Below are 25555 nucleotides of genomic sequence, written 5' to 3'. Positions count from 1 at the left end.
TTATGGTTGACCGGCACGACTATGTGGCCCTTGAATGGGTCAAAGGCGAAATTGCCCATACCCTGAAACAGGCCCGAGTGGCGCTGGACGCCTATGCCCAGCGGCCAGCCGCCGACGTGCTGGAACAGTGCCTGGATTGCATTCATCAGGTGCATGGCAGTTTGCTGATGGTGGAATTCTATGGCGCGGCTTTGCTGGCCGAAGAGATGGAGCAACTGGTGATTGCCCTGCAGGAGGGCCGCGTCAGCCAGCTCGATGAAGCCCTGCGCCTGCTGCAGCAAGCGTTCAGCCAATTGCCGTTGTATCTGGACCGCGTCCACAGTGCCCGGCGCGACTGGCCCCTGGTGGTGTTGCCGTTGCTCAACGATTTGCGCAGCGCCCGTGGCCAGGCCCTGCTCTCGGAAACCAGCCTGTTCAGCCCGCCCTTGCAGGTGTTGCCCGCCCTGGATGAGGCCGCCCTGGCCCGGCTGGCACCTGCTGACTTGCCGAGCCAGCTGCGCGTGATGCGCCACACCCTGCAGGCCGCGTTCCTGGCTTTGCGCCGCGGTGAAGCGGTGCAGGCCAACCTGGAAAAAATGGCCGCGGTGTTCGCGCAACTGCAAGGCATTTGCCAGGGAGCACCGCTCAACGCCTTGTGGAAAATTGCCGCTGCACTGGTCGACGGCATGCTTAAAGGTCGGGTGCCCAACAGCCCGGCCCTGCGCAGCCTGCTGAAAAAATCCGACAAGGAACTCAAGCGCCTGCTGGCACAGGGCATCGAGGCCATCAACCATCCTGCCCCCGAAGACCTGCTGACCAGCCTGCTGTTTTATATTGCCAAGGCCGAGCATCCGACCACGAAAATGCTCGCGCTGAAAAACCACTACGAACTGGATCAGGCCATGCCCGATGCGGCGATGGTCGACGAGGAGCGGGCGCGGTTGGCCGGCCCTGACCGGGATGCCATGCGCTCGGTGGTGGCGGCGTTGTGCGAAGAACTGGTGCGGGTCAAGGAACGCCTCGACCTGTTTGTGCGCAGTGATCGCCTGCATGTCTCGGAACTGAGCAGCCTGATGGCGCCACTGCGTCAGATCGCTGACACCCTGGCCGTACTGGGGTTCGGGCAACCGCGTAAAGTCATCATTGATCAACTGGCGGTGTTGCAAAGCCTGGCCCAGGGCCAGCGCGAACCCACCGATGCGGTGTTGATGGATGTGGCTTCGGCCCTGCTTTATGTCGAGGCCACCCTGGCCGGTATGGTCGGCAGCGTCGAGCCCTCGCTGCGTGAAGAAAGCCGGTTGCCCACCACTGACCTGATGCAGATTCACCAGTTGGTGATCAAGGAAGCCCGCATCGGCCTTGAAGAAGTCAAAGACCTGATCGGCGATTATCTGGCGGCCGAGTACGACCGCCAGCACTTGCAGTCCGTGCCTGCGCTGTTGACGCAAATCCGCGGGGCGCTGGCGATGATTCCCCTGAATCGCGCGGCCAGTTTGCTGCAAGCCTGCAATGAATATTTGCGTGAGCGCGTGCTGCAAGGGTCTGATCACCCCGCGCACGAGCAACTTGATCACTTGGCCGATGCGTTGATCAGCATTGAGTATTACCTGGAACGCCTGGCCCAGGACCCTGGTGCTTCGAGCGAGCAGGTGCTGGATCGGGCCGAAAACAGCCTGGCTGCACTGGGTTACGCGCCGGCGACGCATCCCGTGCCATTGTCCGATGATAGGCCTGGCGGCCAAGAGCAATCGCTGATGCCGGACCTGCAGGCGCCTGGCCTGGCCGATGTACTGGCCAGCCCGCTGTCGGCGCTCAATCCTCCGGCGCAACACATGCCTGCCAGTTTGCTACCGCCACCCGTGGATGAAGCGCCGCTGGACGAAGAACTGCTGGAAGTCTTTCTCGAAGAAACGGACGAAGTCCTGATCAGCCTGCACGACAGCCTGCCGCAATGGGTCGCCAACCCGGCGGACAGTGTTGCGCTGGCCGAGTTGCGGCGCGGCTTCCATACCCTCAAGGGCAGCGGGCGCATGGTGCGTGCGCTGGTGCTGGCAGAGCTGGCGTGGGCGGTCGAAAACCTGCTCAACCGGGTGATTGAGCGTAGCGTGGCGCCGTCTGCGCAGATCTTCCAACTGCTTGAAGACGTTATGGCCATGCTGCCCGAACTGATTCAGGCCTTTGCCGAACAAAGCCAGCGTCAACGCGAAGACGTCGACCAACTGGCCGCACGCGCGCAGCACCTGGCCCAAGGCGAGCCGCAACCACTGTTGATTACCCAGGACGCCGGCAGTTTCGATCCACAGTTGCTGGATATCTTCCGTCAGGAAGCACAAGCCCACCTTGAGCGCCTTGACCGTTTTCTGAACCAGGCCCGTGCACACATGCCGCTGCAGGCCAGTGACGATTTGCAACTGGCCGTGCACACCCTCAAAGGCAGCGCACATATGGCAGGCGTGATGCCCATGGCTGAACTGGCCGCGCCGTTGGACCATCTGGTGCGTGAATACAAGGCGCACACGCTTGCCCTGGGGGAGGATGAAATCGACCTGCTGCTGGAAGCTGACACCCTGCTGCATGCGGGGCTCAAGCAACTGGATAGCGACCCGCTGGCCGAGATCCAGGGTGCGCGCTCACTGATCGAGCGCACCGAGCAACTGATCGCCAGCCGCCTGGATACCCTGCTCAATAGCCCTGCAAGCAGTTGGGTGGCCAGGCGTGACCCGCAGCGCATTGCCGAGTTTCTGGCCGAGAGCATGGACATTCTGTTCGATGCCCAGGAGCTGCTTAAAACCTGGCACCAGAACCCCCATGAACGCGATGGCCTGGACAGCCTGCTGGATCAGCTGACCACCCTGGGTGAGTCTGCCCACCTGCTGGACTTGCAGCCCATGGATGCGCTGTGCGAAGCCCTGCTTGACCTCTATGGCGCGGTCGAAGAAAGCAGCCTGGCACCCAGCGAGCGTTTTTTCGAAGCGGCCGATGATGCCCAGGAAGCCCTGATCAACATGCTCGACCAGTTGGCGGCAGGGCAGGAAATCACCCCGCAGCCGCAGTTGGTCCAGACCCTGCACGCGCTGCTGCACGAAGGGCTCGCGCCTGACGCCACAGGGCTGATTCGCGGTGATGGCGGGCGGGTTACCGAGCTGGGGGCCGCCACCAGGCAATTGGGTGGAGGCCAGGACGAGGACATCGATGATGAAATCGTCGAGATTTTTCTCGAAGAGGCGGTGGACATCCTCGAGAGTGCCGCGCAGGCCTTGCAGCGCTGGCTCAGTGCACCCGACAGCCTGGCGTCGCTGTCGTCCTTGCAGCGCGATTTGCACACCCTCAAGGGTGGGGCGCGCATGGCCGGTATTGAACCGATCGCTGAACTGGCCCATGAGCTTGAACACTTGTATGAAGGCTTGCTGGACCGGCGCCTGAGTGACAGTCCGGCACTGGCTCGCCTGCTGGAGCGCAGCCACGAGCAACTGGCGCTGATGCTTGAAAAATTGCTGCACAAGCAAACGTTGAGCGAGCCTTATGAACTGATCGAGGCCATTCGCGGCTTTCGTCTTTACAGTGCAGCCCTGCCTGATGCTGGCAGCGTTGCCCCGCAAGCGCCACCGAGCAATGAAGATCCGCAGTTACAGGAAATCTTCCTCGAAGAAGCCTTCGATATTCTCGAAAGCTCGGGTGCGGCCCTGGCGCGTTGGCAAGCCGAGCCGCAAAGCCACCTTGAAGTGGAAAACCTGCTGCGCGACCTGCATACCCTCAAGGGCGGGGCGCGGATGGTGGAGGTCGCCGCGATTGGCGATTTTTCCCATGAGCTTGAAACCCTTTTCGAGGATATTTCGGTAGGTGCCATCACGCCCAGTGATGGGCTCTTTGTGTTGCTGCAGCGTTGCCACGACCAGCTTGCGCAAATGCTTGACGCGCTGCGCAGTGGTCAGGCGCTGCCTTCGCCCCAGGTGCTGATCGAGAAAATCCGCCAGATTGAGCGTAACGCCCGGCCGACACCTGCCACCCCGGTCAAGCCCGAGCCTGCGCCTGCACCGGTGCCCGAAGGTGAGCGCACCGGGCTGGACACCCTCAAGGTTCCGGCCGAGCTGCTCGAAGACCTGGTTAACCTGGCGGGTGAAGCCTCGATCATTCGGGGGCGTGTGGAACAGCAGGTCAACGACGGTCAGGTCGCCCTCAACGAGATGCAGACCACCCTTGAGCGGATGCAGGATCAACTGCGGCGCCTCGACATCGAAACCCAGGGTCGCCTGCACAACCGCGCGCACACCGAAGCCGATGGCGTGGCCTACGACGAATTCGACCCGCTGGAAATGGACCGCCATTCCCTGCTGCAGCAGCTGTCCCGAGCCCTGTTCGAATCAGCTTCCGATCTGCTCGACCTCAAGGCGACCCTGACGGCCCGCTACCAGGACGCCCACGGGCTGCTGCAAAAACAGGCGCGGGTGAACACGCAATTGCAAGAGGGCCTGATGGGCACGCGCATGGTGCCGTTCGAGCGCGTATTGCCGCGCCTCAAGCGGGTGGTGCGCCAGGTTGCCAGCGAGCTGGGCAAGCAGGTTGAATTCAGCGTGATCAATGCCGAAGCCGAGATCGATCGCAACGTTCTGGAACGCATGGTTGCGCCCCTGGAGCATATGCTGCGCAATGCCGTCGACCATGGCCTGGAACCGGCCGACGTGCGCCATGCCAGCGGCAAGCCGGAGCAGGGGCTGATCAGCCTGGAACTGTCCTATGAAGGCGGCGACGTAGTATTCGACATGCACGACGATGGCGCGGGAGTGCCGCTGGAAGCCGTGCGCCGCAAAGCCATCCTGCGTGGCTTGCTGAACCCTGAAGCAAGCATCAGCGACCGTGAGGTGCTGCAGTTCATCCTGCAGCCCGGGTTTTCCACGGCCGAAAAAATCACCCAGATTTCCGGGCGTGGCGTCGGCATGGACGTGGTACATGAAGAGGTGCGCCAGTTGGGCGGCAGCATGACCATCGATTCGGTGGCGGGCCAGGGCGTGCATTTTCAGATTCGCCTGCCCTTCAGCGTGTCGCTCAACCGGGCCCTGATGGTGCAGTGCGCAGACGAACAATACGCCATTGCCCTCGACACCGTTGAAGGTGTGGTGCGCGTCATGCCCAACGAGCTGGAAGGCTACTACCAGCTCAACCCGCCGCTTTATCACTACGGTGGGCAAACCTACGAGCTGCGTTACCTGGGCGAGTTGCTGCAAACCGTGGGCAAACCCAAGCTGGTGGGCGAAAGCCATTCGCTGCCGGTGCTGCTGGTGCATTGCCAGGACCAGCGCGTGGCGTTGCAGGTGGATGCGCTGTTGGGTTCGCGGGAGATTGTGGTCAAGAGCCTCGGCCCGCAATTTACCGGGGTACAGGGCCTGTCGGGCGCGACCATTCTGGGGGACGGGCGGGTGGTGCTGATCCTCGACCTGCCGGCCTATATCCGTGCCCATCAGGCGCGTCAGCCGTTGCAGCGGGCGCAGCACGAGGCGGTGGGCGCCCTGGAATTCACCCCGGCCGTGCGCCCGCCGCTGGTACTGGTGGTGGACGACTCGGTCACCGTGCGCAAAGTCACCAGCCGCCTGCTGGAGCGCAACGGCATGAACGTCATCACGGCCAAGGACGGGGTCGACGCCATGAGCGTACTGGAAGAGCACACCCCTGACCTGATGCTGCTGGACATTGAAATGCCGCGCATGGACGGCTTCGAAGTGGCTACCCGCGTGCGTAACGACCCGCGCCTCAAGGACCTGCCGATCATCATGATCACTTCGCGCACCGGGCAAAAACACCAGAACCGGGCGATGGCCATTGGCGTCAACGACTACCTGGGCAAACCTTATCAAGAGTCCGTGCTGCTGGAGCGCATTGCCTACTGGAGCAACTTCCATGCTTGACCATCGCGTGGGCAGCTTGACCGGCTTGCTGCTGCCGCTAGCAGATCGCTATCTGTTGCTGCCCAATGTGGCCATTGCCGAGCTTATCGGCTGGCAGCGCGGCGAGCCCAGCAGCGACTCCCCGCCCTGGCACCTGCGCCAGATTACCTGGCGCGACCACCAACTGCCGTTGATCAGCTTTGAAGCGGCATGCGGCGGGCCACTGGTGATCGGTGAGCGGGCGCGGATCGTCATCCTCAACACGCTGGGTGGTGACCCGGATTTCAAATTCATGGCCATGGTGATTCAGGGCATCCCGCGCTCCTACAAGGTCGACAGCCAGTTGAGCTTTGTCGACGTGCCGCTGTGCCCGCTGGAGCGCGCGGCGGTACAGGTGGGCGATCATGTGGCGAAAATCCCGGACTTGCTGGCGCTGGAACGGTTGGTGCGGGGCAGCGCGGATTAAGCAGCACGTGTGGGAGCTGGCTTGCTCGCGAGCAGGCGATGCGCTCAGTCAGTTAAACCACGGTGCTGCTATCGCGAGCAAGCCCGCTCCCACAGCGGGGGTGCAGGTTGCCCTGCTCGACGAACGCCGCATTGCCCTTTAACCTCGCAACCCTGACCCTTATCTCATAACCAGGTGACACAGTCGCACTATCGGCTCTTGAGGATCTTGCACATGTATCACGGGGAAAAACTCAACGCCTGGACCCATCTGGTGGGTGCCGTGGCGGCAGCAATAGGCAGTATCTGGTTGTTGGTAATGGCCTGCCTGGACGGTAGCCCGCAGAAGATTGTCAGTGTGGCCATTTATGGTGTCACGCTGGTGCTGTTGTACAGCGTATCCACCGTGTACCACAGCGTGCGCGGGCGCTCCAAGGTGATCATGCAGAAGTTCGATCATCTCTCCATTTACCTGCTGATCGCCGGCAGTTACACGCCGTTTTGCCTGGTCACGCTGCACGGCCCCTGGGGCTGGTCGTTGTTTGGCATCGTGTGGGGAATGGCGGTGATCGGCATGCTGCAAGAGATCAAACCGCGCTCCGAAGCCCGCATCCTGTCCATCGTTATCTACGCGGTCATGGGCTGGATTGTACTGGTGGCCGTCAAGCCCTTGCTGGCAGCGCTGGGTACCGCAGGCTTTGTATGGCTGGCCACCGGCGGGGTGATGTACACCGTGGGGATCATCTTTTTTGCCCTCGACCACCGTCTGCGCCATGCCCACGGCATCTGGCACCTGTTTGTGATCGCCGGCAGCCTGCTGCACTTTGTGGCCATCGCCCATTATGTGATCTGACTCGGGGCTACTGAACCTCCTGCTTGGGCTTCTGGGTGTCGCTGCGGATCTGCGCGTGGCTGATCAGGGCGAAGATAAAACTGCCACCAATGATATTGCCGGCCAGGGTGGGGCCGGCAAAGATCAGCCAGAAGTCCTTCCAGGGCAACTCGCCAGCAAACACCAGATACGACACCTCGGCCGTACCGACCACGATATGGGTGAAGTCACCCAGGGCCATCAGGTAGGTGATGAGGATGATGATCCACATCTTGGCGCTTTCCATGGACGGGATCATCCACACCATGGTGGCAATCATCCAGCCCGAGATAATGCCTTTGGCGAACATCTGGCTGGCGTCGTTTTCCATGACCTTGCGGCCGATTTCCAGAAAGGCCTTGTCGGTCTGCGTGTCGAAAATCGGCAAATGCAGCATCACATAGGCCACCAGCAGGGTGCCCATCAGGTTGCCCACCAGCACCACCGCCCACAGCCGCAGCAGCCGCCCGAAATTGTTGAGTGTGGGTTTGCTCATGATCGGCAGAACGGCAGTCAGGGTGTTTTCGGTGAACAGTTGCTGGCGAGAGAGAATGACCGCCAGAAAACCTGCGCAATAACCGAAGCTGGCGATGACCTTGAACCCGTCGCCGTCGGGCAGGCGTGAGTTGAGCAGGCCCATGGCCATAAGGGACAGGCCCATGGTCAGCCCGGCGGCCAGTGCCGACCAGAACAGGGCGGCGATGCTGCGCTCCAGTTCCAGATCGCCCTGCTGGCGGATGATTTCGTGCAGCACCGCGGCGCGCGGTGGCTGGTTTTTGCTGACCTCGTGCTTTTCTTCAGCCGTCAGGTTGGGGGTTTTGCCTGAATTTTGAGTGTCCATAAGGCTCCAGAACCGAAGGCGTGTGAAGGTACGACACGCATGGACTGTAGCTGTTCACTCTTGACCTGTAGATACTCTGTTGCCGGTCAACCCTCCCTGTGGGAGCGAGCCTGCTCGCGAAAGTCGTTCGCGAGCAGGCTCGCTCCCACAGTTAAAATTCCCTTCAGACCTTCGGCAGCTGCTACGGGAGCCAGGCATCAAGCCTGGCTGTCATCCTGGAACTGGTCCTTGACGTATTTGATCTCGGTACGCCCGTGCGGCGCCGGCAGGCCGTCTTCACCCAGGTTGACGAAAACCATCTTGTCCACAGTCAGGATGCTTTTGCGGGTGATCTTGTTGCGCACTTCGCAGGTCAGGGTGATCGAGGTGCGACCAAACTCGGTGGCGGTGATGCCCAGTTCGATGATGTCGCCCTGGCGCGAGGCACTGACGAAGTTGATTTCGGAGATGTACTTGGTCACCACACGCTGGTTGCCCAGCTGGACGATGGCGTAAATCGCGGCTTCTTCGTCGATCCAGCGCAGCAGGCTGCCACCGAACAGGGTGCCGTTGGGGTTGAGGTCTTCGGGTTTAACCCATTTGCGGGTGTGAAAATTCATATTCGCTCCTGACCGTCTTGCCTTAGATGCCGACCATGATGTCAGACCACGGCACTCAGCTCTATTAAGCTTCGACTATGGTCTCGATTAGGCAAATCAAAATGCCGTGGATAAATCCTTGGGAACATCGGCGCGGATGGCTATAATGCCCCTCGCTTCAAAACGGTCATTTTTACCCGGTACCGTTCCCGCCACCTGTCCGAGGGGCGCTGCAGCAGGTTCAACCTGTCAGGCTCGGATGGGGCGTTGTTTGTTCAGGGCTCCCTGGGCAGGCACTAAACGCACAACGGCGCCCATTCGCGATTAAACGAATGGAGGCTCTTGATGAGCGCTGTAAACACGCCTGCAGGTTTTAACGACTTTAAAGTCGCCGATATGTCCCTCGCCCAATGGGGCCGCCGCGAAACCTTTATCGCCGAGTCCGAAATGCCTGCCCTGATGGGCCTGCGTCGCCGTTATGCAGCAGAACAACCGCTCAAGGGCGCGAAGATTCTGGGTTGCATCCACATGACCATCCAGACTGCCGTACTGATCGAAACCCTGGTTGCCCTGGGTGCCGAAGTGCGTTGGTCGTCGTGCAACATCTTCTCGACTCAGGATCAGGCTGCTGCCGCTATCGCTGCTGCCGGTATCCCGGTTTTCGCCTGGAAAGGCGAAACCGAAGAAGAGTACGAGTGGTGCCTGGAGCAAACCATCCTTAAAGATGGCGAGCCATGGGATGCCAACATGATCCTCGACGACGGCGGCGACCTGACCGAGCTGCTGCACAAGAAATACCCGGCCATGCTGAAAAAGATCCACGGCGTGACTGAAGAAACCACCACCGGTGTTCACCGTCTGCTGGACATGCTGGCCAAAGGCGAGCTGATGATCCCTGCGATCAACGTGAACGACTCGGTCACCAAAAGCAAAAACGACAACAAGTACGGCTGCCGTCACAGCCTGAACGATGCCATCAAGCGTGGTACTGACCACCTGCTGTCCGGCAAGCAGGCGCTGGTTATCGGCTACGGTGACGTGGGCAAGGGTTCGTCCCAGTCCCTGCGTCAGGAAGGCATGATCGTTAAAGTGTCCGAAGTTGACCCGATCTGCGCCATGCAAGCCTGCATGGACGGTTTTGAAGTGGTTTCGCCGTTCATCAACGGCCAGAACGATGGCACCGCTGCCAGCATCGACGCTGCGCTGCTGGGCAAGATCGACCTGATCGTGACCACCACCGGTAACGTCAACGTGTGCGACAAGAACATGCTGGCCGCGCTGAAAAAACGCGCTGTGGTGTGCAACATCGGTCACTTCGACAACGAAATCGACACCGCTTTCATGCGCAAAAACTGGGCATGGGAAGAAGTGAAGCCACAGGTTCACAAGGTTCACCGTACTGGCCTGGGCGAATTCGACCCACAGAACGATGACTACCTGATCCTGCTGGCTGAAGGCCGTCTGGTTAACCTGGGCAACGCCACAGGTCACCCAAGCCGCATCATGGACGGTTCGTTCGCCAACCAGGTGCTGGCGCAGATCTTCCTGTTCGCCCAGAAGTACGCTGACCTGCCAGCCGAGCTTCAAGCCGAGCGTCTGACCGTAGAAGTGCTGCCGAAGAAGCTGGACGAAGAAGTGGCCCTGGAAATGGTTCGTGGTTTTGGTGGCGTTGTAACGCAACTGACCAAGCAACAGGCTGACTACATCGGCGTCACCGTCGAAGGCCCGTTCAAGCCAGAAACCTACCGTTACTGATTAAAGAAAGGCGGTCAGGCTTGCACTGACCGCCTTTTTTTTGTGTGAAAGTTCAGCGTCAGGGGTTGTCCATGCCCCCCTCGCGCACGCCAGGGTATTCCCATGTCTCAAGACCGTCGTTACAGCTTCGAGTTCTTCCCGACCAAGACCGATGCTGGACATGAAAAACTGATGAACACGGCTCGCCAGCTGGCGACCTACAACCCGGATTTCTTTTCCTGCACCTACGGTGCCGGTGGCTCGACCCGTGACCGCACGATCAATACCGTGCTGCAACTGGAGAGCGAAGTAAAAGTACCTGCTGCTCCGCACCTGTCGTGCGTGGGTGACAGCAAGGCCGATTTGCGCGGCCTGCTGGCCCAGTACAAGGCCGCGGGGATCAAGCGCATCGTTGCGCTGCGTGGCGACCTGCCTTCGGGCATGGGCATGGCCAGCGGCGAACTGCGCTATGCCAATGACCTGGTGAGCTTCATTCGTGAAGAAACCGGTGACCACTTCCATATCGAAGTGGCGGCTTACCCGGAAATGCACCCGCAAGCGCGCAACTTCGAAGACGATATCAACAACTTCGTGCGCAAGGCCCATGCTGGCGCTGACAGTGCCATCACCCAGTACTTCTTCAACGCCGACAGTTACTTCCGTTTTGTCGAGCGCGTACAAGCAGCGGGAGTGATGATTCCTGTGGTGCCGGGCATCATGCCGATCACCAATTACAGCAAGCTGGCGCGGTTCTCTGACGCCTGTGGCGCTGAAATCCCGCGCTGGATCCGCAAGCAACTTGAAGCCTACGGCGACGACACGCAGAGCATCCAGGCATTTGGTGAGCAGGTCATCAGCGAAATGTGCGAACGCCTGCTCGACGGCGGCGCCCCGGGGTTGCACTTCTACACCCTGAACCAGGCTGATCCGAGCCTGGCGATCTGGAACAACCTCAAGCTGCCGCGCTGATCTGCCTTTGTGGGAGCGGGCTTGCCCGCGATGGCATCGCTGCGGTCCGTCAAGGGATGCGCGTCGTATGCATCGCGAGCAAGCCCGCTCCCACATGGGTTTAAAGCCGTTGGGCAGCATGAAATCGGCGCGTCGTGATTGCTCTGTTATACTCCGGTTTTTCCGCCAGGCTTACGCCCGGCCGCTCGTCCTTGTACAAGGCATTCAACCTCCCGTTACGGCGCAGCTCTCAGCCAGCGCGAGCGGCATGAATGGGCCTTCAGGACTGGAGCAGGACCGGACGGGATTGCGTCATCTTAAACGCCATTCACGCCAGGCAAGACTATCCCTTTGGGCCAAGCCCTAACTAGAACAGGATTTCTCATGTCCTTTGCTTCCCTCGGTCTCTCCGAGGCTTTAGTCCGCGCCATTGAAGCTGCGGGCTATACCGAGCCTACTCCGGTGCAACAGCGGGCCATTCCCGCCGTGTTGCAAGGTCGCGACCTGATGGTTGCGGCACAGACAGGTACTGGTAAAACCGGTGGCTTCGCTCTTCCGATTCTGGAAAAGCTGTTTCCCAATGGCCACCCGGACAAATCCCAGCGCCACGGCCCACGCCAACCACGCGTGCTGGTCCTGACGCCTACCCGCGAACTCGCCGCCCAGGTGCATGAGAGCTTCAAGCTCTATGCCCGCGACCTGAAGTTCGTGAGCGCCTGTGTTTTTGGCGGTGTGGGCACCAACCCGCAGGTTCAGGCCCTGGCCCGTGGTGTTGACGTACTGGTTGCCTGCCCCGGTCGTTTGCTCGACCTGGCCGGTCAAGGCAGTGTTGACCTGTCCCACGTTGAAATCCTGGTACTCGACGAAGCCGACCGTATGCTCGACATGGGCTTTGTCCATGACGTGAAAAAAGTCCTCGCTCGTCTGCCGGCCAAGCGTCAAAACCTGCTGTTTTCGGCGACGTTCTCCAAGGACATCACCGATCTGGCCGGCAAGCTGCTGCGCAACCCGGAACGCATCGAAGTAACGCCACCGAACACCACGGTCGAGCGTATCGAGCAACGCGTGTTCCGTCTGCCTGCCACGCACAAGCGTGCCTTGCTGGCGCACCTGATCACCGCTGGCGCCTGGGAACAGGTTCTGGTCTTCACCCGTACCAAGCACGGTGCAAACCGCCTGGCCGAGTACCTGGACAAGCACGGCCTCAGCGCTGTGGCCATCCACGGTAACAAGAGCCAGAACGCGCGCACCAAAGCCCTGGCCGACTTCAAGGCCGGTACCGTACGCATTCTGGTAGCGACCGACATTGCCGCTCGTGGCCTGGACATCGACCAGCTGCCGCATGTGGTCAACTTCGAGCTGCCAAACGTCGACGAAGATTACGTTCACCGTATCGGCCGTACTGGCCGTGCCGGTCGTTCGGGCGAGGCGATCTCGCTGGTAGCGCCGGACGAAGAAAAACTGCTGAAAAGCATCGAGCGCATGACCAAACAGAAAATCGCCGATGGCGACCTGATGGGTTTTGACTCGAGCACGGTTGAAGCTGAAAAGCCTGAAGTACGCGAGCGTCCGGATGTGCGTAACCCGCGCAACCCGCCGCGCGGCCCGCGTGGCGACGGTCCGGGTAACCCGGGCGGTGGCGGCGGTCGTAAAGACAAGGGCAAGGAAAAGAGCAAAGAAAAGCCGGCAGCTGCTCGCAGCGAGCGTCCAGCTCGTGAGCAAAAGCCGCGCGAAGCTCAGCCTGCCCGTGAACAGCGTCAGCCAACCCCGCGTGCCGACGCCAATCGTGCGCCGGACGAGTTCCGTGATGACGATGTGGATAACTTTGGTAACCGCGCTGATTACGTCAGCCCGTACCAGAACAAGAACAACCAGAGCCGTGGCCGTCGTCCGGGGGCTCCGGCCCAGGGCGCAGGCACTGGCGCTGCGCCAGCGGGTCGTACCGGTGGCCGTCAGAACGGTCCGCGTACCGGTAGCGGTGCCAGCACTGGCACTCCGCCTGCCAAGCGCAGCGGTCCACGCAGTGGCGCTCCGCGTGACGGCCAGGCCCGTCGCGAAAACCGCCCGGCCCGTGACGATGCCCGTCAAGAGCCAGCGGTTAAAGGCCCACGCGAGAACCAGCCGAAGATCATGCACAAAGAGTCGAAAAGCGATCGCTTCCCGACGCCTGAGCAGCTCGATCAATTGCCGAACCGCCCGCGTGGCGAGAAGCCAGCGCTGCTGACGCGTAACCGCTAAAAATTGTGGCAGCGGGCTTGCTCGCGATTCAGGTACTTCGGGTTAACGGCTGCACCGAGGCAATCCAATCGCGAGCAAGCCCGCTCCTACGACAGCACACAAAAAAACGCCCCGGCTCTCACAAGCCGGGGCGTTTTTTTTAGCCGTTTAAAAGCGCTATTACTTGGCCTTTACGCCTTCCAGCGAGATATCCAGGCTCAGGGTCTGGTCCTTGCTTGGGGACTTGATGCCGAAATCCTGCAGGTTGATGGTGGTGGTCGCGTTGAAACCAGCACGTTCGCCGCCCCACGGATCCTTGCCTTCGCCGTTGAACGTTGCCTTGAAGGTTACAGGCTTGGTCACACCGTGCAGGGTCAGGTCACCGGTTACGTCAGCTGTGTTGTCGCCAGTCGGCACAACCTTGGTCGACTTGAAGGTCGCTTCCGGGTACTTGCTCACGTCCAGGAAATCTTTGCTGGCGATATGCTTGTCACGTTCGGCGTGGTTGGAAAACAGGCTGGCGGTTTTCAGGGTCACGTCAATCTTGCTGTCGGCAGGTTTGGCTGCGTCCCACGAGAACGTACCGCTCCAGTCCTTGAAAGTACCGTGAATGAAGCTGAAGCCCAGGTGGCTGACTTTCCAGTCGATGAAGGCGTGCTGGCCTTCTTTGTCGATGGTGTAGTCAGCCGCCATGGCCTGACCTGCGGTCAGCATTGCGGTTCCGAGAGCCAGCGCAGCGAGGGTCTTTTTCAACATGCGTTCTATTCCTTTTGAGTTGAGGTTGAGCATCAGGCTTTGCGCCCCAGCATACGGTTCAGGGTCGCATCACGATCGATAAAGTGGTGTTTCAAAGCAACCAGACCATGAAGCCCTGCAAAAATGACCACGGCCCATGCCAGGTAAAGATGCACGACACCCGCTACATCAGCCTGGTCAGGCAGGTTGGAAATCAGTGCAGGGACTTCAAACAGGCCGAAAACCGGAATACCCACGCCCTCAGAGGTGGAAATCAGGTAGCCGGCGATCATCACGGCAAACAAACCCAGATACAAAAAACCATGCCCGAGTTTGGCACCGATTCGTGTTGCACGGCTGTAACTGGCCAGTGCCGGTGGTGCCGGGCTGAACCAGATCCATACAACGCGTAGCAGCATTACAGCGAATAGCGTCAGACCAATGCTTTTATGCAGGTCAGGCGCCTCTTTGCGCCAAGGGCTGTAATAGTCCAGACCGACCATCCACAACCCCAGAGCGAACAACCCGAACACCACCAACGCAACAGACCAGTGCATGAAGATGCTGACGGCACCATAGCGAGAAGAAGAGTTACGTAGCTGCATGACCAACATCCTGTAGGAACTTGGGTCTAAGACTAATGGTTTACCTATCGATTGAAAGCGCATTTTATTGCTGCAAGCTATCGATAAATACGATCTGAAGCCTGAGAGTCAAACGTTAAGCAAACGTTAACAATATTTGTGTTGCCTGTGGGTGTCCAAGGCCGTCTTTGAATACGGAGTAAACGTAATAGGTTGTTACACGCCTGCGCATTGCATAGGCTTGCACTCTTGTTTGCCCGCACACGCCGGGAGCCAGCGCCAGGAGAGTGAAAATGGGCCTGAATAACCAGTGGATGCAACGCGACCTTGCCGTGTTGTGGCATCCCTGCACCCAAATGAAAGACCATGAACAACTGCCCTTGATCCCTATCAAGCGCGGCGAAGGCGTGTGGCTGGAAGACTTTGAAGGCAAGCGCTACCTCGATGCCGTGAGTTCCTGGTGGGTCAATGTGTTTGGCCACTGCAACCCGCGAATCAACCAGCGCATCAAGGATCAGGTCGATCAGTTGGAGCACGTGATCCTTGCAGGCTTCAGCCATCAGCCGGTGATCGAACTGTCCGAGCGGCTGGTCAAGATGACACCTGAAGGCCTGACCCGTTGCTTCTATGCCGATAACGGCTCGTCGTGCATCGAAGTTGCGCTGAAGATGAGCTTTCACTACTGGCTCAACCGTGAACAGCCAGACAAAAAACGCTTCGTTACCCTGACCAACAGCTATCACGGTGAAACCATGGCCGCGATGGCCGTGGGCGATGTGCCGTTGTTCACTGAAACCTACAAGGCGTTGCTGCTCGACACCATCAAGGTGCCGAGCCCCGACTGCTACCTGCGCCCTGAAGGCGTGAGCTGGGAAGCGCATTCGCGCACGATGTTTTTGGCGATGGAGCAGACTCTCGCCGAAAATCATCAAACCGTGGCTGCGGTTATCGTCGAGCCGCTGATTCAGGGCGCGGGTGGCATGCGCATGTACCACCCGGTGTACCTCACACTGCTGCGCGAGGCCTGTGACCGTTACGGCGTGCACTTGATCCTTGATGAAATTGCCGTGGGCTTTGGCCGCACCGGTACCATGTTCGCCTGCGAACAGGCGGGCATCACGCCGGACTTCCTGTGTCTGTCCAAAGCGTTGACCGGTGGCTATTTGCCGTTGGCGGCCTGCATGACCACGGATGAGGTGTACAGCGCGTTCTACGACGATTACCCGACCCTGCGCGCCTTCCTGCATTCCCACAGCTATACGGGTAATCCGCTGGCCTGTGCCGCAGCGTTGGCGACGCTGGATATCTTCGAAGAAGACAACGTTATCGAGAACAACAAGGCCCTGGCTCAACGTATGGCCCTGGCGACTGCCCATCTGGTTGATCATCCTCATGTCTCGGAAGTGCGTCAGACCGGTATGGTGCTGGCCATTGAAATGGTTCAGGACAAGGCCAGCAAAACCGCTTACCCGTGGCAGGAGCGTCGGGGGCTTAAAGTCTTCCAACACGCCCTGGAGCGGGGTGCGTTGTTGCGCCCACTGGGTAGCGTGGTGTATTTCTTGCCGCCTTACGTGATCACCCCCGAGCAGATCGACTTTTTGGCTGAAGTGGCCAGTGAAGGGATCGATATCGCGACCCGCAGCGACATCAGCGTGGCCGTGCCATCGAATTTTCACCCGGACTTCCGTGACCCGGGTTAAACCGGGCCGTACTGTATCTCCTGTGGGAGCGGGCCTGCTCCCACATTAGCACCCGAATTTTCAGAGAATTTAAATGAGATTGTCCCGCTTTTTTATCGACGCTCCTTTGAGCCTTGGTGAGCATGAATTGCCTGAGGCTCAGGCGCATTACATTGGCCGCGTGCTGCGTATGGCCGAGGGCGATGCCTTGCAAGTGTTCGACGGCTCGGGCCAGGAGTTTCTGGGACGCTTGCTGGAAGTCGGCAAAAAGCGCGTACGCGTGCTGCTGGACGAAACCTTCGCAGGGCAAGTTGAATCGCCATTGGCCATTCACCTCGGTCAGGGCCTGTCCCGTGGCGAGCGTATGGACTGGGCTATTCAAAAGGCCACCGAGCTGGGCGTGACTGAAATCACCCCGATCATGAGCGAGCGCTGCGAAGTGCGGCTCAAGGACGAACGCGCCGACAAACGTCTGGCCCACTGGCGGCAGGTGGCGATCAGCGCCTGTGAGCAATGCGGCCGTTCGCGGGTGCCCGTTATCCATCCGCCGGTGTTGCTCAGCGACTGGATCAAAACCACTGAAGCCGACCTCAAGCTGGTGCTGCACCCGGTGTCAGAACCCTTGGCCAGCCACGCGAAACCTTCGCGCCTGGCGTTTTTGATCGGCCCCGAAGGCGGCCTGACCGATAACGAAATCGACCTGGCCCAGGCCGCCGGCTACCAGCCTGCACGCCTTGGCCCACGGGTGCTGCGTACCGAAACTGCGCCGGTTGTAGCCCTGGCCGTGGCGCAGCAGTTGTGGGGTGATTTCTAAGTCAGGGCCTGCTTTTTTGCTTTTGTGGGAGCTGGCTTGCGCGCGATGGGATCGACGCGATTATCTAGACCTACCGCGGCGCCTGCATCGCGAGCAAGCCCGCTCCCACAAAGGCGTGGCCTTCAATTTCAGTCGTTTCGTACGACGTTTCGCTTTCATTCTCGTGAATCATCCGAGAAGATTCCGCTCGCTTGCGCCTGTTCAAATCGGGGAATAGTCTCGGCCCATCGCTGCAAATCAGCGGTCGGGTTTAGTAGCCTGGTAGATGAGCAAGGCGCAAGGCGCCACCTTAGTGAGGCGCTTTTTTTCGGCCCCGCTTTATGGTGGCCGTGCGCAGGGCGCCCTCGGGCGCGCCGGTTTCCGAGCTCACCGGTCTACTAACCTGCGTACGGCTGCCACCCGTTCGTTTTGGTGTTGTCGGTCATGCACTTGGTGGAGCTGGCCAAGGGTTATGTCGACAAGTCGCTGGATACGCTGGCAACGCACTGAAGCAGCACGCGCCTGAGTGCAGCAGGCGCGTTTTGGGGCAGCTGGTTTGAAGGTGAGGGTGTAACGGAAGACTTTTTTTGACGCCCTTACTCCACCGGGTCACTCACCGGCTTGGCGATGATCTGTTTTAGCTCGGCGGTCATCGGGAACTCCAGGTTCAGGCCGTTGGGCGGGATCGGTTGTTCGAACCAGCGCTGGTAAATGCTGGTGATTTCCCCGGACTGATACAGGTCGGCCAGGGTCTTGTTCACCACCGCCAGGAACTGCGGGTCGTCCTTGCGCACCATGCAGCTGTAGATTTCACGGGATTGCTCATCCCCTACAACCACCCATTTGTGCGGATCACGAGCTTTGGCACGTTCGCCGTAGAGCAGCGCATCGTCCATATAAAACGCAACGGCGCGGCCGGTTTCGAGCATCTTGAAGGCTTCACCATGATCTTTGGCACTGATCACGTTCATGCCCATTTTGTGGTCGGCGCTGTAGCTTTTGATAAAGCGTTCGTTGGTGGTGCCTGCCGTTGTCACCACGTTTTTGTCGCGCAAATCATCAAAGCCCTTGATGCCGCTGTCCTTGGCGGTCAGCAGTTGGCCTTTGACGTAAATAAACCCATAGGAAAATGCCACCTGTTTTTGCCGTTCGGCGGTCACGCCGGTTGAGCCGCATTCCAGGTCTACGGTGCCGTTCTGCACCAGCGGGATGCGGGTTTGCGAGGTCACCAGGTTGTATTTGACCTTCAGCGGTTTGCTGCCCACTTGCTGCTGGATGCGCTCGACGATTTTATTGGCCAGCTCCACCGAATAGCCCATGGGCTTGCCGCTGTTATCGCCGACATAGGAGAACGGCACCGATGCATCGCGATAACCCAGGGTAATACTTCCCGAGTCGGCGATTTTTTTCAGTGTGCCCTGCAACGGGGCTTCGTTGGCTTGTACGGCATGGCTGATTAACAGGCCCAGCGTGCAACTGATCAAGGCAAATTTTTTCATTGTTGTTTTCCCCTCACACAGATTAATGACGAACTGCAATCACGCTGATTTCCACCAATACCTCAGGCCGTGCCAGCTCCGCCTGCAGGGTGGTGCGGGTGGGCGCCTTGCCTGCCGACAGCCAGGCTGACCACACGGCATTCATGGCCGCAAAGTCGCGCTGGATGTTTTGCAGGTAAAGGGTGGCGTTAACGATGTGGTCTTTATCGCTGCCAGCTTCGGCCAACAGGGCGTCGATCTTGCTCAACACTTCTTGCGTTTGCGCGGTAATGTCCTCGCTTTGCGTAGGCACCTGTCCCGACAGAAACACCAGGGCTTCAAACGTCGCGGCGGCGCTCAAACGGTCATTGCTGTTGATGCGTTGAATGGTCATAGGGCTTTCCTTGTGGACGGGATGGCGCACTCAGGCGGCCAGGCCTTGCATGTCAATGGAGGTTTTGCGTTGTGCAATCAGTTCGCTGAGCAAGCGCCCGCTGCCGCAGGCCAGGGTGAAGCCCAGGGCGCCGTGGCCCAGGTTGAGCCACAGGTTGCGATAACCGCTGGCACCCAGGATGGGTACGCCGCTGGGGGTTGCAGGGCGCATGCCAGCCCATTCGATGGCGGTTTGATAGTTGCCCGCATCCGGGAAAGTGCTGCTGGCCAGTTGACGCATTTGCGCCAGGCGCTTGGGGTCCGGGGCAGGGTCGAAGCCGACGATATCGACCATCGCGGCGATGCGCAGTTGCTCGCCGATACGCGCGTAGACAATTTTGCGGTCGTAGTCGGTAATGCTCACTTGTGGTGCCTTTTGCGGGTCGGTCAGGGCCAGCGTAAGGCTGTAACCCTTGAGCGGGTACAACGGCAGGTGTAGCCCCGGCAGGCGCAGGGCCGGGCTGTTGTGCCCGGCGGCGAGCACCAGTTGGTCCACGGCCAGAACCTCGTCGCCCATTTCCACTGCCTGTACCGCCCCGTTGGCGTGGCGAAGCCGGGTGACGGTCTTGCCCAGCATAAAGGTGCAACGGCCACTGGCCTGCAAGCGGGCGGCCAGTTGCTGACAGAATCCGTGGCAATCCCCGACCTCTTCGCTGGGGGTATAAATACCGCCGACGAATGCCGAGCCTTGCAGCCCGGGTTCCAGGCTGGCGCACTCGCCGGCAGTCAGTGCTTGTTGAAATGAGCTGTGGATAACTTTTTTCCGGGCCTTTTCAAAGTTGCCGCGCTCACGGAACGCCACCAGCTTGCCGTTGCGCTGCCAGGCGAAGCCGTCGAGCTGATCTTCTTCGCGCCACTGCTGCAGCGTGGCCTGGCTGAGCAATGCCAGGCGCAGCAAATGCGCGCCATTGCGCTGGTTCACCGAGCCACGGCAGGCAGCCACAAACGAGGCCAGCCAGCGCCATTGGGCCGGGTCCATGCGCGGGCGCAGCTTGAGGGGCGAGTCGCCGCGCAACATCCAGCCCATCGCTTGCCACGGCACGCCGGCATCGGCCAGCGGTGCTACATAGCGGTAGGAGAGCTGGCCACCATTGGCAAAGCTGGTCTGGCTGCCCAAAGTCGGGCGGGCCTCGATCACCGTCACTTCAAAGCCGTCGCGCACCAGGGCATACGCTGTAGCCAGCCCGATTACGCCCCCGCCGATGATGCAAACTCGCTGTGCCATGTCAGTCCTCACCCTTGCTGTTCGGGCTTCAGATTAGGGGCAGGTGACAGGCGGCGAACAATGAATAAAGATGGTCATCCCATAAACAAAGGTTATGGACTACTGCCATGCGCTTGCGTCATATCGAAGTGTTTCAGGCGATTCGCCAAACCGGTTCTGTCAGTGCGGCGGCGCAGTTGCTGCATGTGTCGCAGCCTGCGGTGAGCAAGGTGCTGCAACACGCTGAGCAGCGGCTGGGGTTCCCGTTGTTTCTGCGGGTACGCGGCAAATTGCAGCCCACCCCGGAAGCGCTATTGCTCGAGCGCGAAGTCGACAAGGTGACCGAGAGCCTGCAAGGGGTGCAGCGTCTGGCGCAAAGCCTGCGGCGTACGCCGGGGCATCGTTTGCGCATTGGCAGTACGCCAGCCTTGGCATTGGCGCTACTGCCGCCCGTGATCAGCGAGTGGAAGCACCGATATCCGGACATCAACTGTGAACTGGTCAGTGCTCATACACGTGAATTGATCCAGAACCTGTTGATGCGCGAACTGGACGTAGCCCTGACCTTCAAACTGCCCGACCACCCGGGCCTCAAGGCCCAGGCGTTGGCCCACGGCGTATTGGTGGCACTGGCTCCGCGGGGGTTCTGGCCTGATGCAAGTGAAGGTGTGCCACTGGCGCTGGATGAACTGGCGGATGCGCCTTTGATCGGCCTGAGCAGTGCCGATCCGTTGTTTGCACGGCTGGACAGCTACCTGCAATCGGTTGAGCCGCCGCCACGTATCAGCATTGCGGTACAAACCTATTCACTGGCGCGGGCGATGGTGGAGGCGGGGGCCGGGTTGGCGGTGATCGATCCGTTTACGGCGCTGGGAGCGTCGCGGGCGAGTACCGTGATCCGGCCTCTGAGCCCCGCACTACCGATTACGCTGTATGCGCTGACCCGGGCCGATGAGGCCCCGGTACATACGCTGGAAGGGTTGCTGCAACTGTTCGCAGAGCGTGCCAGCGAACAGTTGCAGCGGTTGGCGGGTTGATAACGCGATTTAACAGTGTGGGAGCGGGCTTGCTCGCGATAATGGCCGCGCGATTTGTCTGAGTGACCACGGCGCTACCATCGCGAGCAAGCCCGCTCCCACAGGGTGGGGGTTACTTCGGCAAGGCGTACACCACCACCTGATCACCTACCTGATCTTTCAAGATCGAGTTGCCCCCCGCTACAAACGCCACATACTGACGGCCCTTGTATTCATAGATCGCGGGGTTGGCCACGGCAGGGGCCATGACGATGTCCGACCACAATTCCTTGCCGTCATCCAGGGAGTAGGCGCGCACCTTGGCATCCATCGAGGCACCGATAAACACCACGCCACCGGCCGTTACTGCCGGGCCACCAATGGTCGGTGAGCCCATGCTTTCAGGCATGTACCAGCCCCATTGCTGCACGGCACCCATCGGCCGGCGCCATTTCACGTCACCGGTGTTCATGTTGATTGCCACGATTTCACCGAAAGGCGGTGCCCAGCACGGCATGCCTGCCCAGTTTTGCGCGTTCAGCAAACTCATGCCGTAAGGCGCGCCGATCTGTGGGTAGAAGCCGTTTTCGTTGCCGGAGTCTTTAGGCTGCTTGTCGTAGGAAGCGCGATCCCACAGCTTGATCATCTGCACGATGTGCGAGGTGTTCACAATGGCCACCTGGCTCACCGGGTCAAACGCGACACCGCCCCATTGCACCCCACCGGCGCTGTCCGGGTAAGCCAGGACGCCGTTGCCTTTGGTCGAAGGCGGTGAGTACATGCCGTTGTATTCCAGGCCATCCCACATTTTGCTGCACTGGCCGAAACCGACGATATCGGCGATTTTCCAGATGGCTGGTTTTTTCGACTGATCCAGCAGCGGCGCAGGTTTGGTCGGGAACGGTTGGGTCGGTGAGTAGACTTCGCCGTCGGCGTCGCCTTTGGGTACGGGGCGCTCTTCGATCGGCCACACGTCTTCACCGGTACGGCGGTCGACGGTAAACAGGAAGCCCATTTTGGTCGCTTGTACCAATGCCGCTACAGGCTTGCCATCGACGGTGATATCCATCAGCGTTGGCGCCGAGTTGATGTCGTAGTCCCACAAGTCATGGTGAACCCACTGACGAGACCAGACGACCTTGCCGGTATTGATATCCAGCGCAGTGGTGGAGGTTCCCAGAGGAATCGGTTTGGTCCGGTTGCCGCCCCAGTAGTTGGGTGACGGTGAGGACACGGGGATGTACAGCAAGCCCAGAGCCGGGTCATAAGACATCGCGGTCCAGATGTTAGCGGTACCGGTTTTGCCAGCTTCTTCATCCGGGATCGGCTTGAATTCCCATTCCAGCTCACCGGTGCGGGCATTGAGGGCAAACAGCGAGCCCGGTGATTCAACTTCGTATTCCCAGTCTTTGCCGGCCCAGCCCACGATCAGCTTGTCGCCAATAACGGTGGGGGGTTGCAGCTGGGAAAGTGGCCACTTGGCGTTGACCTTGTTCCACTGGTTGACGTCCACCACGCCATTTTTACCGAAGCCTTCGCAGGGTTTACCGGTATCGGCATCCACCGCGTACAGCTGTGCGGTCATATTGCCCAGGTACACGACCTTCTGGCAGGCCACGCCCGCTTGCGGGTTTTTTTCCTGCCAGTAGGCCACACCGCGTGATTTAAGCGCGGGCTGGGTTTCGGCCACCAGGGGCGATTTGGTGTCGTAGGTCCACTTCTCTTTGCCGGTCTCGGGCTCAAGGGCAATGATCCGGTAGAACGGCGTGCCGACGTAGAGTGTGTCATTGGCGAAAATGGGCGTGGCGGACCATACCGATGGCGGAATTTTGCCGGTGCCGGTGGACATGTCGCCGGTGAAGTACTGCCAGACTTTGGTCAGTTTACCGACGTTGTCCTTGTTGATCTGGGTGAGGGGCGAGTACTTCTGCGAGCTGAGCTGGCCGTGGAAGCTGTCCCATTCCTTGCCGCTGGGGATCGGGATTCTGGCGTCTTCGGCAGAGACGCTCGACGGTGCCAGCAACGGTGGCGGTACGGTGTAGGTGTCCTGGGCGTAAGCGTTGGATACCCCGGCGAGCAGGCACAGCGCCGGTGCTGTCAAAATGTGCTTCTTGATCCCGTTCATATCGCGCTCCTTGCTGGCTTGGGGCCAAAGGTTTCAATGACAACACCCACGGCGTAGACCAGCAGGGCAATCACTGTCCACCAACCATGCAGCAGGCTGGCGGCAAAAATGGTGCCTATCGCACCGGCCCAGCCCAGAAACAGGACGAAGTTGCGCAAGCCTCCTGCCCCGGTCTTGAGCAGCAGTACGCCCAGGACAAACAGCACCAGTTCGGCAAACATAGTGGTCATTGCCCCGCCGGAACCCGTCACACCGGACAATGGCATAAAGAACCGCCCTGCCGTAATGGCCAGGGCAGCCAGAGCCGCGATGATCATGATATGGGCACCCAGTTGGCGCCTGGGCGGTGCGTAGGCTGCAGAAGTACTCATCCCTTTCTCCTTAGCGATTCATGCCCGAGGGCATCACGGAAAGTGAGTGTAGCCAAGGCGGAGGAAATCGCCGGGAGGATGCAAGCGGCAGCAATCTTTGTGGGAGCGGGCTTGCTCGCGATACAGGCGGCTCGGTCTCTTTGACAGACCGAGTAGATGCCATCGCGGGCAAGCCCGCTCCCACAGGAAATGTGAGTGTCAGTGCGCCTGCTCAGCCTCCACCGGCGCATCCTTGGTCACATGCTTGACCAGTTTGCCGATGGTCAGGCCCTGGAACAGGATCGAGGACAGCACCACGATATAAGTGATACTCAGGATCAGGTCGCGCTCCGGGCCCAGCGGTAAGGCCAGGGCCAGCGCCACCGAAACACCACCGCGCAAGCCGCCCCAGGTGAGGATACGGATAGTGCCGCGCGGCACGGTGCGCCAGCGGCGCAGCAAGACAATGGCCGGGGCCACAGTCAGCAGGCGCGACAGCAAAATGGCCACGGCCAAACCACTGGCAGCCAGCAGATGCAGCCACGAGAACGGCAGCAGCAAGAGTTCCATGCCGATCAGCGCAAACAGCAGCGCATTGAGCATGTCATCCAGCAGCTCCCAAAAACCGTCCATGTAGCGACGGGTCATCTCGTTCATGGCCTTGTTGCGGCCCAGGTTGCCGATGATCAAACCGGCGACCACCATCGCAATCGGTGCCGATACATGCAGCTCACTGGCCATGGCCGAGCCGCCAATCACCAGGGCCAGGGTCAGCATCACTTCGATCTGGTATTGCTCGATGCTCTTGATCATGCAGTACACCAGGTAACCGATCAGGCCGCCGAACACCACGCCGCCAATGGCTTCGTGGGCGAACAGCATGGCCGTGGCGCTCAGGCTAGGTGTTTCGCCCAGTTGCACGATGCCCAACAGCACGGTGAACACCACAACGGCGGTGCCGTCATTGAACAGCGACTCACCGACGATGGTGGTTTTCAGTGGCTTGGAGGCATTGGCTGTACGCAGCACGCCGAGCACGGCAATCGGGTCGGTGGGGGAGATCAGTGCACCGAACAGCAGGCAGTACAGGAAGCTGATATGCCAGCCGAACAGGCCGAAAATCCAGTACGCGAGGCTGCCGATCACCGTAGTGGCGATCAATACGCCGACCGTGGCCAGCAAGCCAATGGGCCAGCGATAGCTGCGCACGTCGTTGAAATTCACATGCAGGGCGCCGGCAAACAGCAGGAACGACAGCATCCAGTTCATCAGCAGGTCGCCGAAGTCGATCTGGCCGATCAGCTCTTGCACGCGCTCTTCCAGCCCGGGGTAACCGAGAAAGCTCAAGCCTTGCAACAGCAGGGAAAACATCAGGGCGGTGACCATCACGCCAATCGTCGGCGGCAGGCCGATAAAGCGGAAGTTCACATAAGTCAGTAGTGAGGTCAGGCAGATAAACGCAGCAACAAGCTCAAGCATCCGGGATCCTGTGGTGGCGAGAGTGAATGGAAATCCGATGGGTTCGGGTCATGTTTGGATGCAAAAACGGGCGTCAGGGGCACATCCCGGGGGTGTGGCAAACGGACGCGAAGTGCGAGGTCATTGACCACAATGCTGCACTGAGGTTGCATGGTGGCGCTTGCGGCAGTCGCAGGTTGATAACAATAA

At 60.0% G+C, this 25555-nt stretch carries 19 protein-coding genes and 1 riboswitch; of the genes, 9 read left to right on the top strand and 10 right to left on the bottom strand.

All coding sequences use genetic code 11. The features are described 5' to 3' along the window. Window positions 1–2: 2 nt before the first annotated feature. The 3 genes from HBN79_RS05340 (at window position 3) to HBN79_RS05330 (ending at window position 7155) form a co-directional block, all read left to right on the top strand. Window positions 3–5879: an Hpt domain-containing protein gene (locus tag HBN79_RS05340; RefSeq protein ID WP_169916432.1), complete on the top strand. Its 5877-nt coding sequence runs from the start codon at window positions 3–5 to the stop codon at window positions 5877–5879. Further along, window positions 5872–6324, top strand: a complete 453-nt coding sequence (locus HBN79_RS05335; RefSeq protein ID WP_094999869.1) for a chemotaxis protein CheW — start codon at window positions 5872–5874, stop codon at window positions 6322–6324. Before HBN79_RS05340 ends, HBN79_RS05335 begins: the two co-directional genes overlap by 8 nt. 213 nt (window positions 6325–6537) lie before the next feature. Then, the gene (locus HBN79_RS05330; protein ID WP_094999870.1) at window positions 6538–7155 is read left to right on the top strand and encodes a hemolysin III family protein; all 618 of its coding nucleotides are present in this window, start codon (window positions 6538–6540) and stop codon (window positions 7153–7155) included. Window positions 7156–7162: 7 nt separating this feature from the next. On the opposite strand, the gene HBN79_RS05325 is transcribed toward HBN79_RS05330, so the two are convergent. After that, window positions 7163–8014, bottom strand: a complete 852-nt coding sequence (locus HBN79_RS05325) for a formate/nitrite transporter family protein (protein ID WP_094999871.1) — start codon at window positions 8012–8014, stop codon at window positions 7163–7165. A gap of 197 nt (window positions 8015–8211) precedes the next feature. Next, window positions 8212–8613, bottom strand: a complete 402-nt coding sequence (locus tag HBN79_RS05320; RefSeq protein ID WP_016782518.1) for a hotdog domain-containing protein — start codon at window positions 8611–8613, stop codon at window positions 8212–8214. A gap of 195 nt (window positions 8614–8808) precedes the next feature. Beyond that, window positions 8809–8915: riboswitch (S-adenosyl-L-homocysteine riboswitch) on the top strand. A gap of 22 nt (window positions 8916–8937) precedes the next feature. Between HBN79_RS05320 and ahcY the strand changes: the two genes are divergently transcribed. From ahcY to HBN79_RS05305, 3 genes are all read left to right on the top strand, one after another. Continuing rightward, window positions 8938–10347, top strand: coding sequence for an adenosylhomocysteinase (gene ahcY, locus HBN79_RS05315; RefSeq protein ID WP_088378781.1), 1410 nt, complete (start codon window positions 8938–8940; stop codon window positions 10345–10347). 102 nt (window positions 10348–10449) lie between these two features. Continuing rightward, window positions 10450–11295: a methylenetetrahydrofolate reductase [NAD(P)H] gene (metF, locus tag HBN79_RS05310; protein WP_094999872.1), complete on the top strand. Its 846-nt coding sequence runs from the start codon at window positions 10450–10452 to the stop codon at window positions 11293–11295. Window positions 11296–11658: 363 nt separating this feature from the next. After that, window positions 11659–13512, top strand: coding sequence for a DEAD/DEAH box helicase (locus HBN79_RS05305; protein ID WP_094999873.1), 1854 nt, complete (start codon window positions 11659–11661; stop codon window positions 13510–13512). A gap of 159 nt (window positions 13513–13671) precedes the next feature. Here the strand turns inward: HBN79_RS05305 and HBN79_RS05300 are convergent, their stop codons facing one another. Both HBN79_RS05300 and HBN79_RS05295 read right to left on the bottom strand, forming a co-directional pair. After that, the gene (locus HBN79_RS05300; RefSeq protein WP_094999874.1) at window positions 13672–14247 is read right to left on the bottom strand and encodes a YceI family protein; all 576 of its coding nucleotides are present in this window, start codon (window positions 14245–14247) and stop codon (window positions 13672–13674) included. Between the two features lie 32 nt (window positions 14248–14279). After that, the gene (locus tag HBN79_RS05295; protein ID WP_095025292.1) at window positions 14280–14831 is read right to left on the bottom strand and encodes a cytochrome b; all 552 of its coding nucleotides are present in this window, start codon (window positions 14829–14831) and stop codon (window positions 14280–14282) included. 272 nt (window positions 14832–15103) lie between these two features. On the opposite strand from HBN79_RS05295, the gene HBN79_RS05290 reads away from it, so the two are divergent. Both HBN79_RS05290 and HBN79_RS05285 read left to right on the top strand, forming a co-directional pair. Then, window positions 15104–16510, top strand: a complete 1407-nt coding sequence (locus HBN79_RS05290) for an adenosylmethionine--8-amino-7-oxononanoate transaminase (RefSeq protein WP_095020460.1) — start codon at window positions 15104–15106, stop codon at window positions 16508–16510. A 73-nt stretch (window positions 16511–16583) separates the two neighbouring features. Continuing rightward, the gene (locus HBN79_RS05285) at window positions 16584–17303 is read left to right on the top strand and encodes a 16S rRNA (uracil(1498)-N(3))-methyltransferase (protein WP_094999877.1); all 720 of its coding nucleotides are present in this window, start codon (window positions 16584–16586) and stop codon (window positions 17301–17303) included. A 575-nt stretch (window positions 17304–17878) separates the two neighbouring features. On the opposite strand, the gene HBN79_RS05280 is transcribed toward HBN79_RS05285, so the two are convergent. Genes HBN79_RS05280 through HBN79_RS05270 form a run of 3 tightly spaced genes read right to left on the bottom strand, consistent with a single transcriptional unit; the run spans window position 17879 to window position 20417 of the window. Beyond that, complete coding sequence (locus HBN79_RS05280) at window positions 17879–18781, bottom strand: transporter substrate-binding domain-containing protein (RefSeq protein ID WP_095020458.1); 903 nt, start codon at window positions 18779–18781, stop codon at window positions 17879–17881. A 22-nt stretch (window positions 18782–18803) separates the two neighbouring features. After that, window positions 18804–19154, bottom strand: coding sequence for a RidA family protein (locus tag HBN79_RS05275; RefSeq protein ID WP_094999879.1), 351 nt, complete (start codon window positions 19152–19154; stop codon window positions 18804–18806). A 30-nt stretch (window positions 19155–19184) separates the two neighbouring features. Next, the gene (locus HBN79_RS05270) at window positions 19185–20417 is read right to left on the bottom strand and encodes a D-amino acid dehydrogenase (RefSeq protein ID WP_094999880.1); all 1233 of its coding nucleotides are present in this window, start codon (window positions 20415–20417) and stop codon (window positions 19185–19187) included. Window positions 20418–20524: 107 nt separating this feature from the next. Between HBN79_RS05270 and HBN79_RS05265 the strand changes: the two genes are divergently transcribed. After that, window positions 20525–21433, top strand: coding sequence for a LysR substrate-binding domain-containing protein (locus HBN79_RS05265; RefSeq protein ID WP_095025296.1), 909 nt, complete (start codon window positions 20525–20527; stop codon window positions 21431–21433). Window positions 21434–21545: 112 nt separating this feature from the next. Here HBN79_RS05265 and HBN79_RS05260 read toward each other — a convergent pair whose 3' ends face one another. The 3 genes from HBN79_RS05260 to HBN79_RS05250 form a co-directional block, all read right to left on the bottom strand. Next, window positions 21546–23537, bottom strand: coding sequence for a pyrroloquinoline quinone-dependent dehydrogenase (locus HBN79_RS05260; protein WP_150628468.1), 1992 nt, complete (start codon window positions 23535–23537; stop codon window positions 21546–21548). After that, window positions 23534–23908 (bottom strand): hypothetical protein, encoded by a 375-nt coding sequence (locus HBN79_RS05255; RefSeq protein ID WP_094999883.1) that lies wholly within the window; start codon window positions 23906–23908, stop codon window positions 23534–23536. Before HBN79_RS05255 ends, HBN79_RS05260 begins: the two co-directional genes overlap by 4 nt. Window positions 23909–24106: 198 nt before the next feature. Next, window positions 24107–25366 carry a sodium:proton antiporter gene (locus HBN79_RS05250; protein ID WP_169916431.1) on the bottom strand — a complete coding sequence of 420 codons (1260 nt, stop codon included), beginning with the start codon at window positions 25364–25366 and terminating at the stop codon, window positions 24107–24109. Window positions 25367–25555: the final 189 nt, after the last annotated feature.

The organism is Pseudomonas sp. WS 5051 (assembly GCF_012985715.1).
Taxonomy (GTDB): Bacteria; Pseudomonadota; Gammaproteobacteria; order Pseudomonadales; family Pseudomonadaceae; genus Aquipseudomonas; species Aquipseudomonas bubulae.
This window is presented reverse-complemented; position numbering and strand designations above follow the sequence as displayed.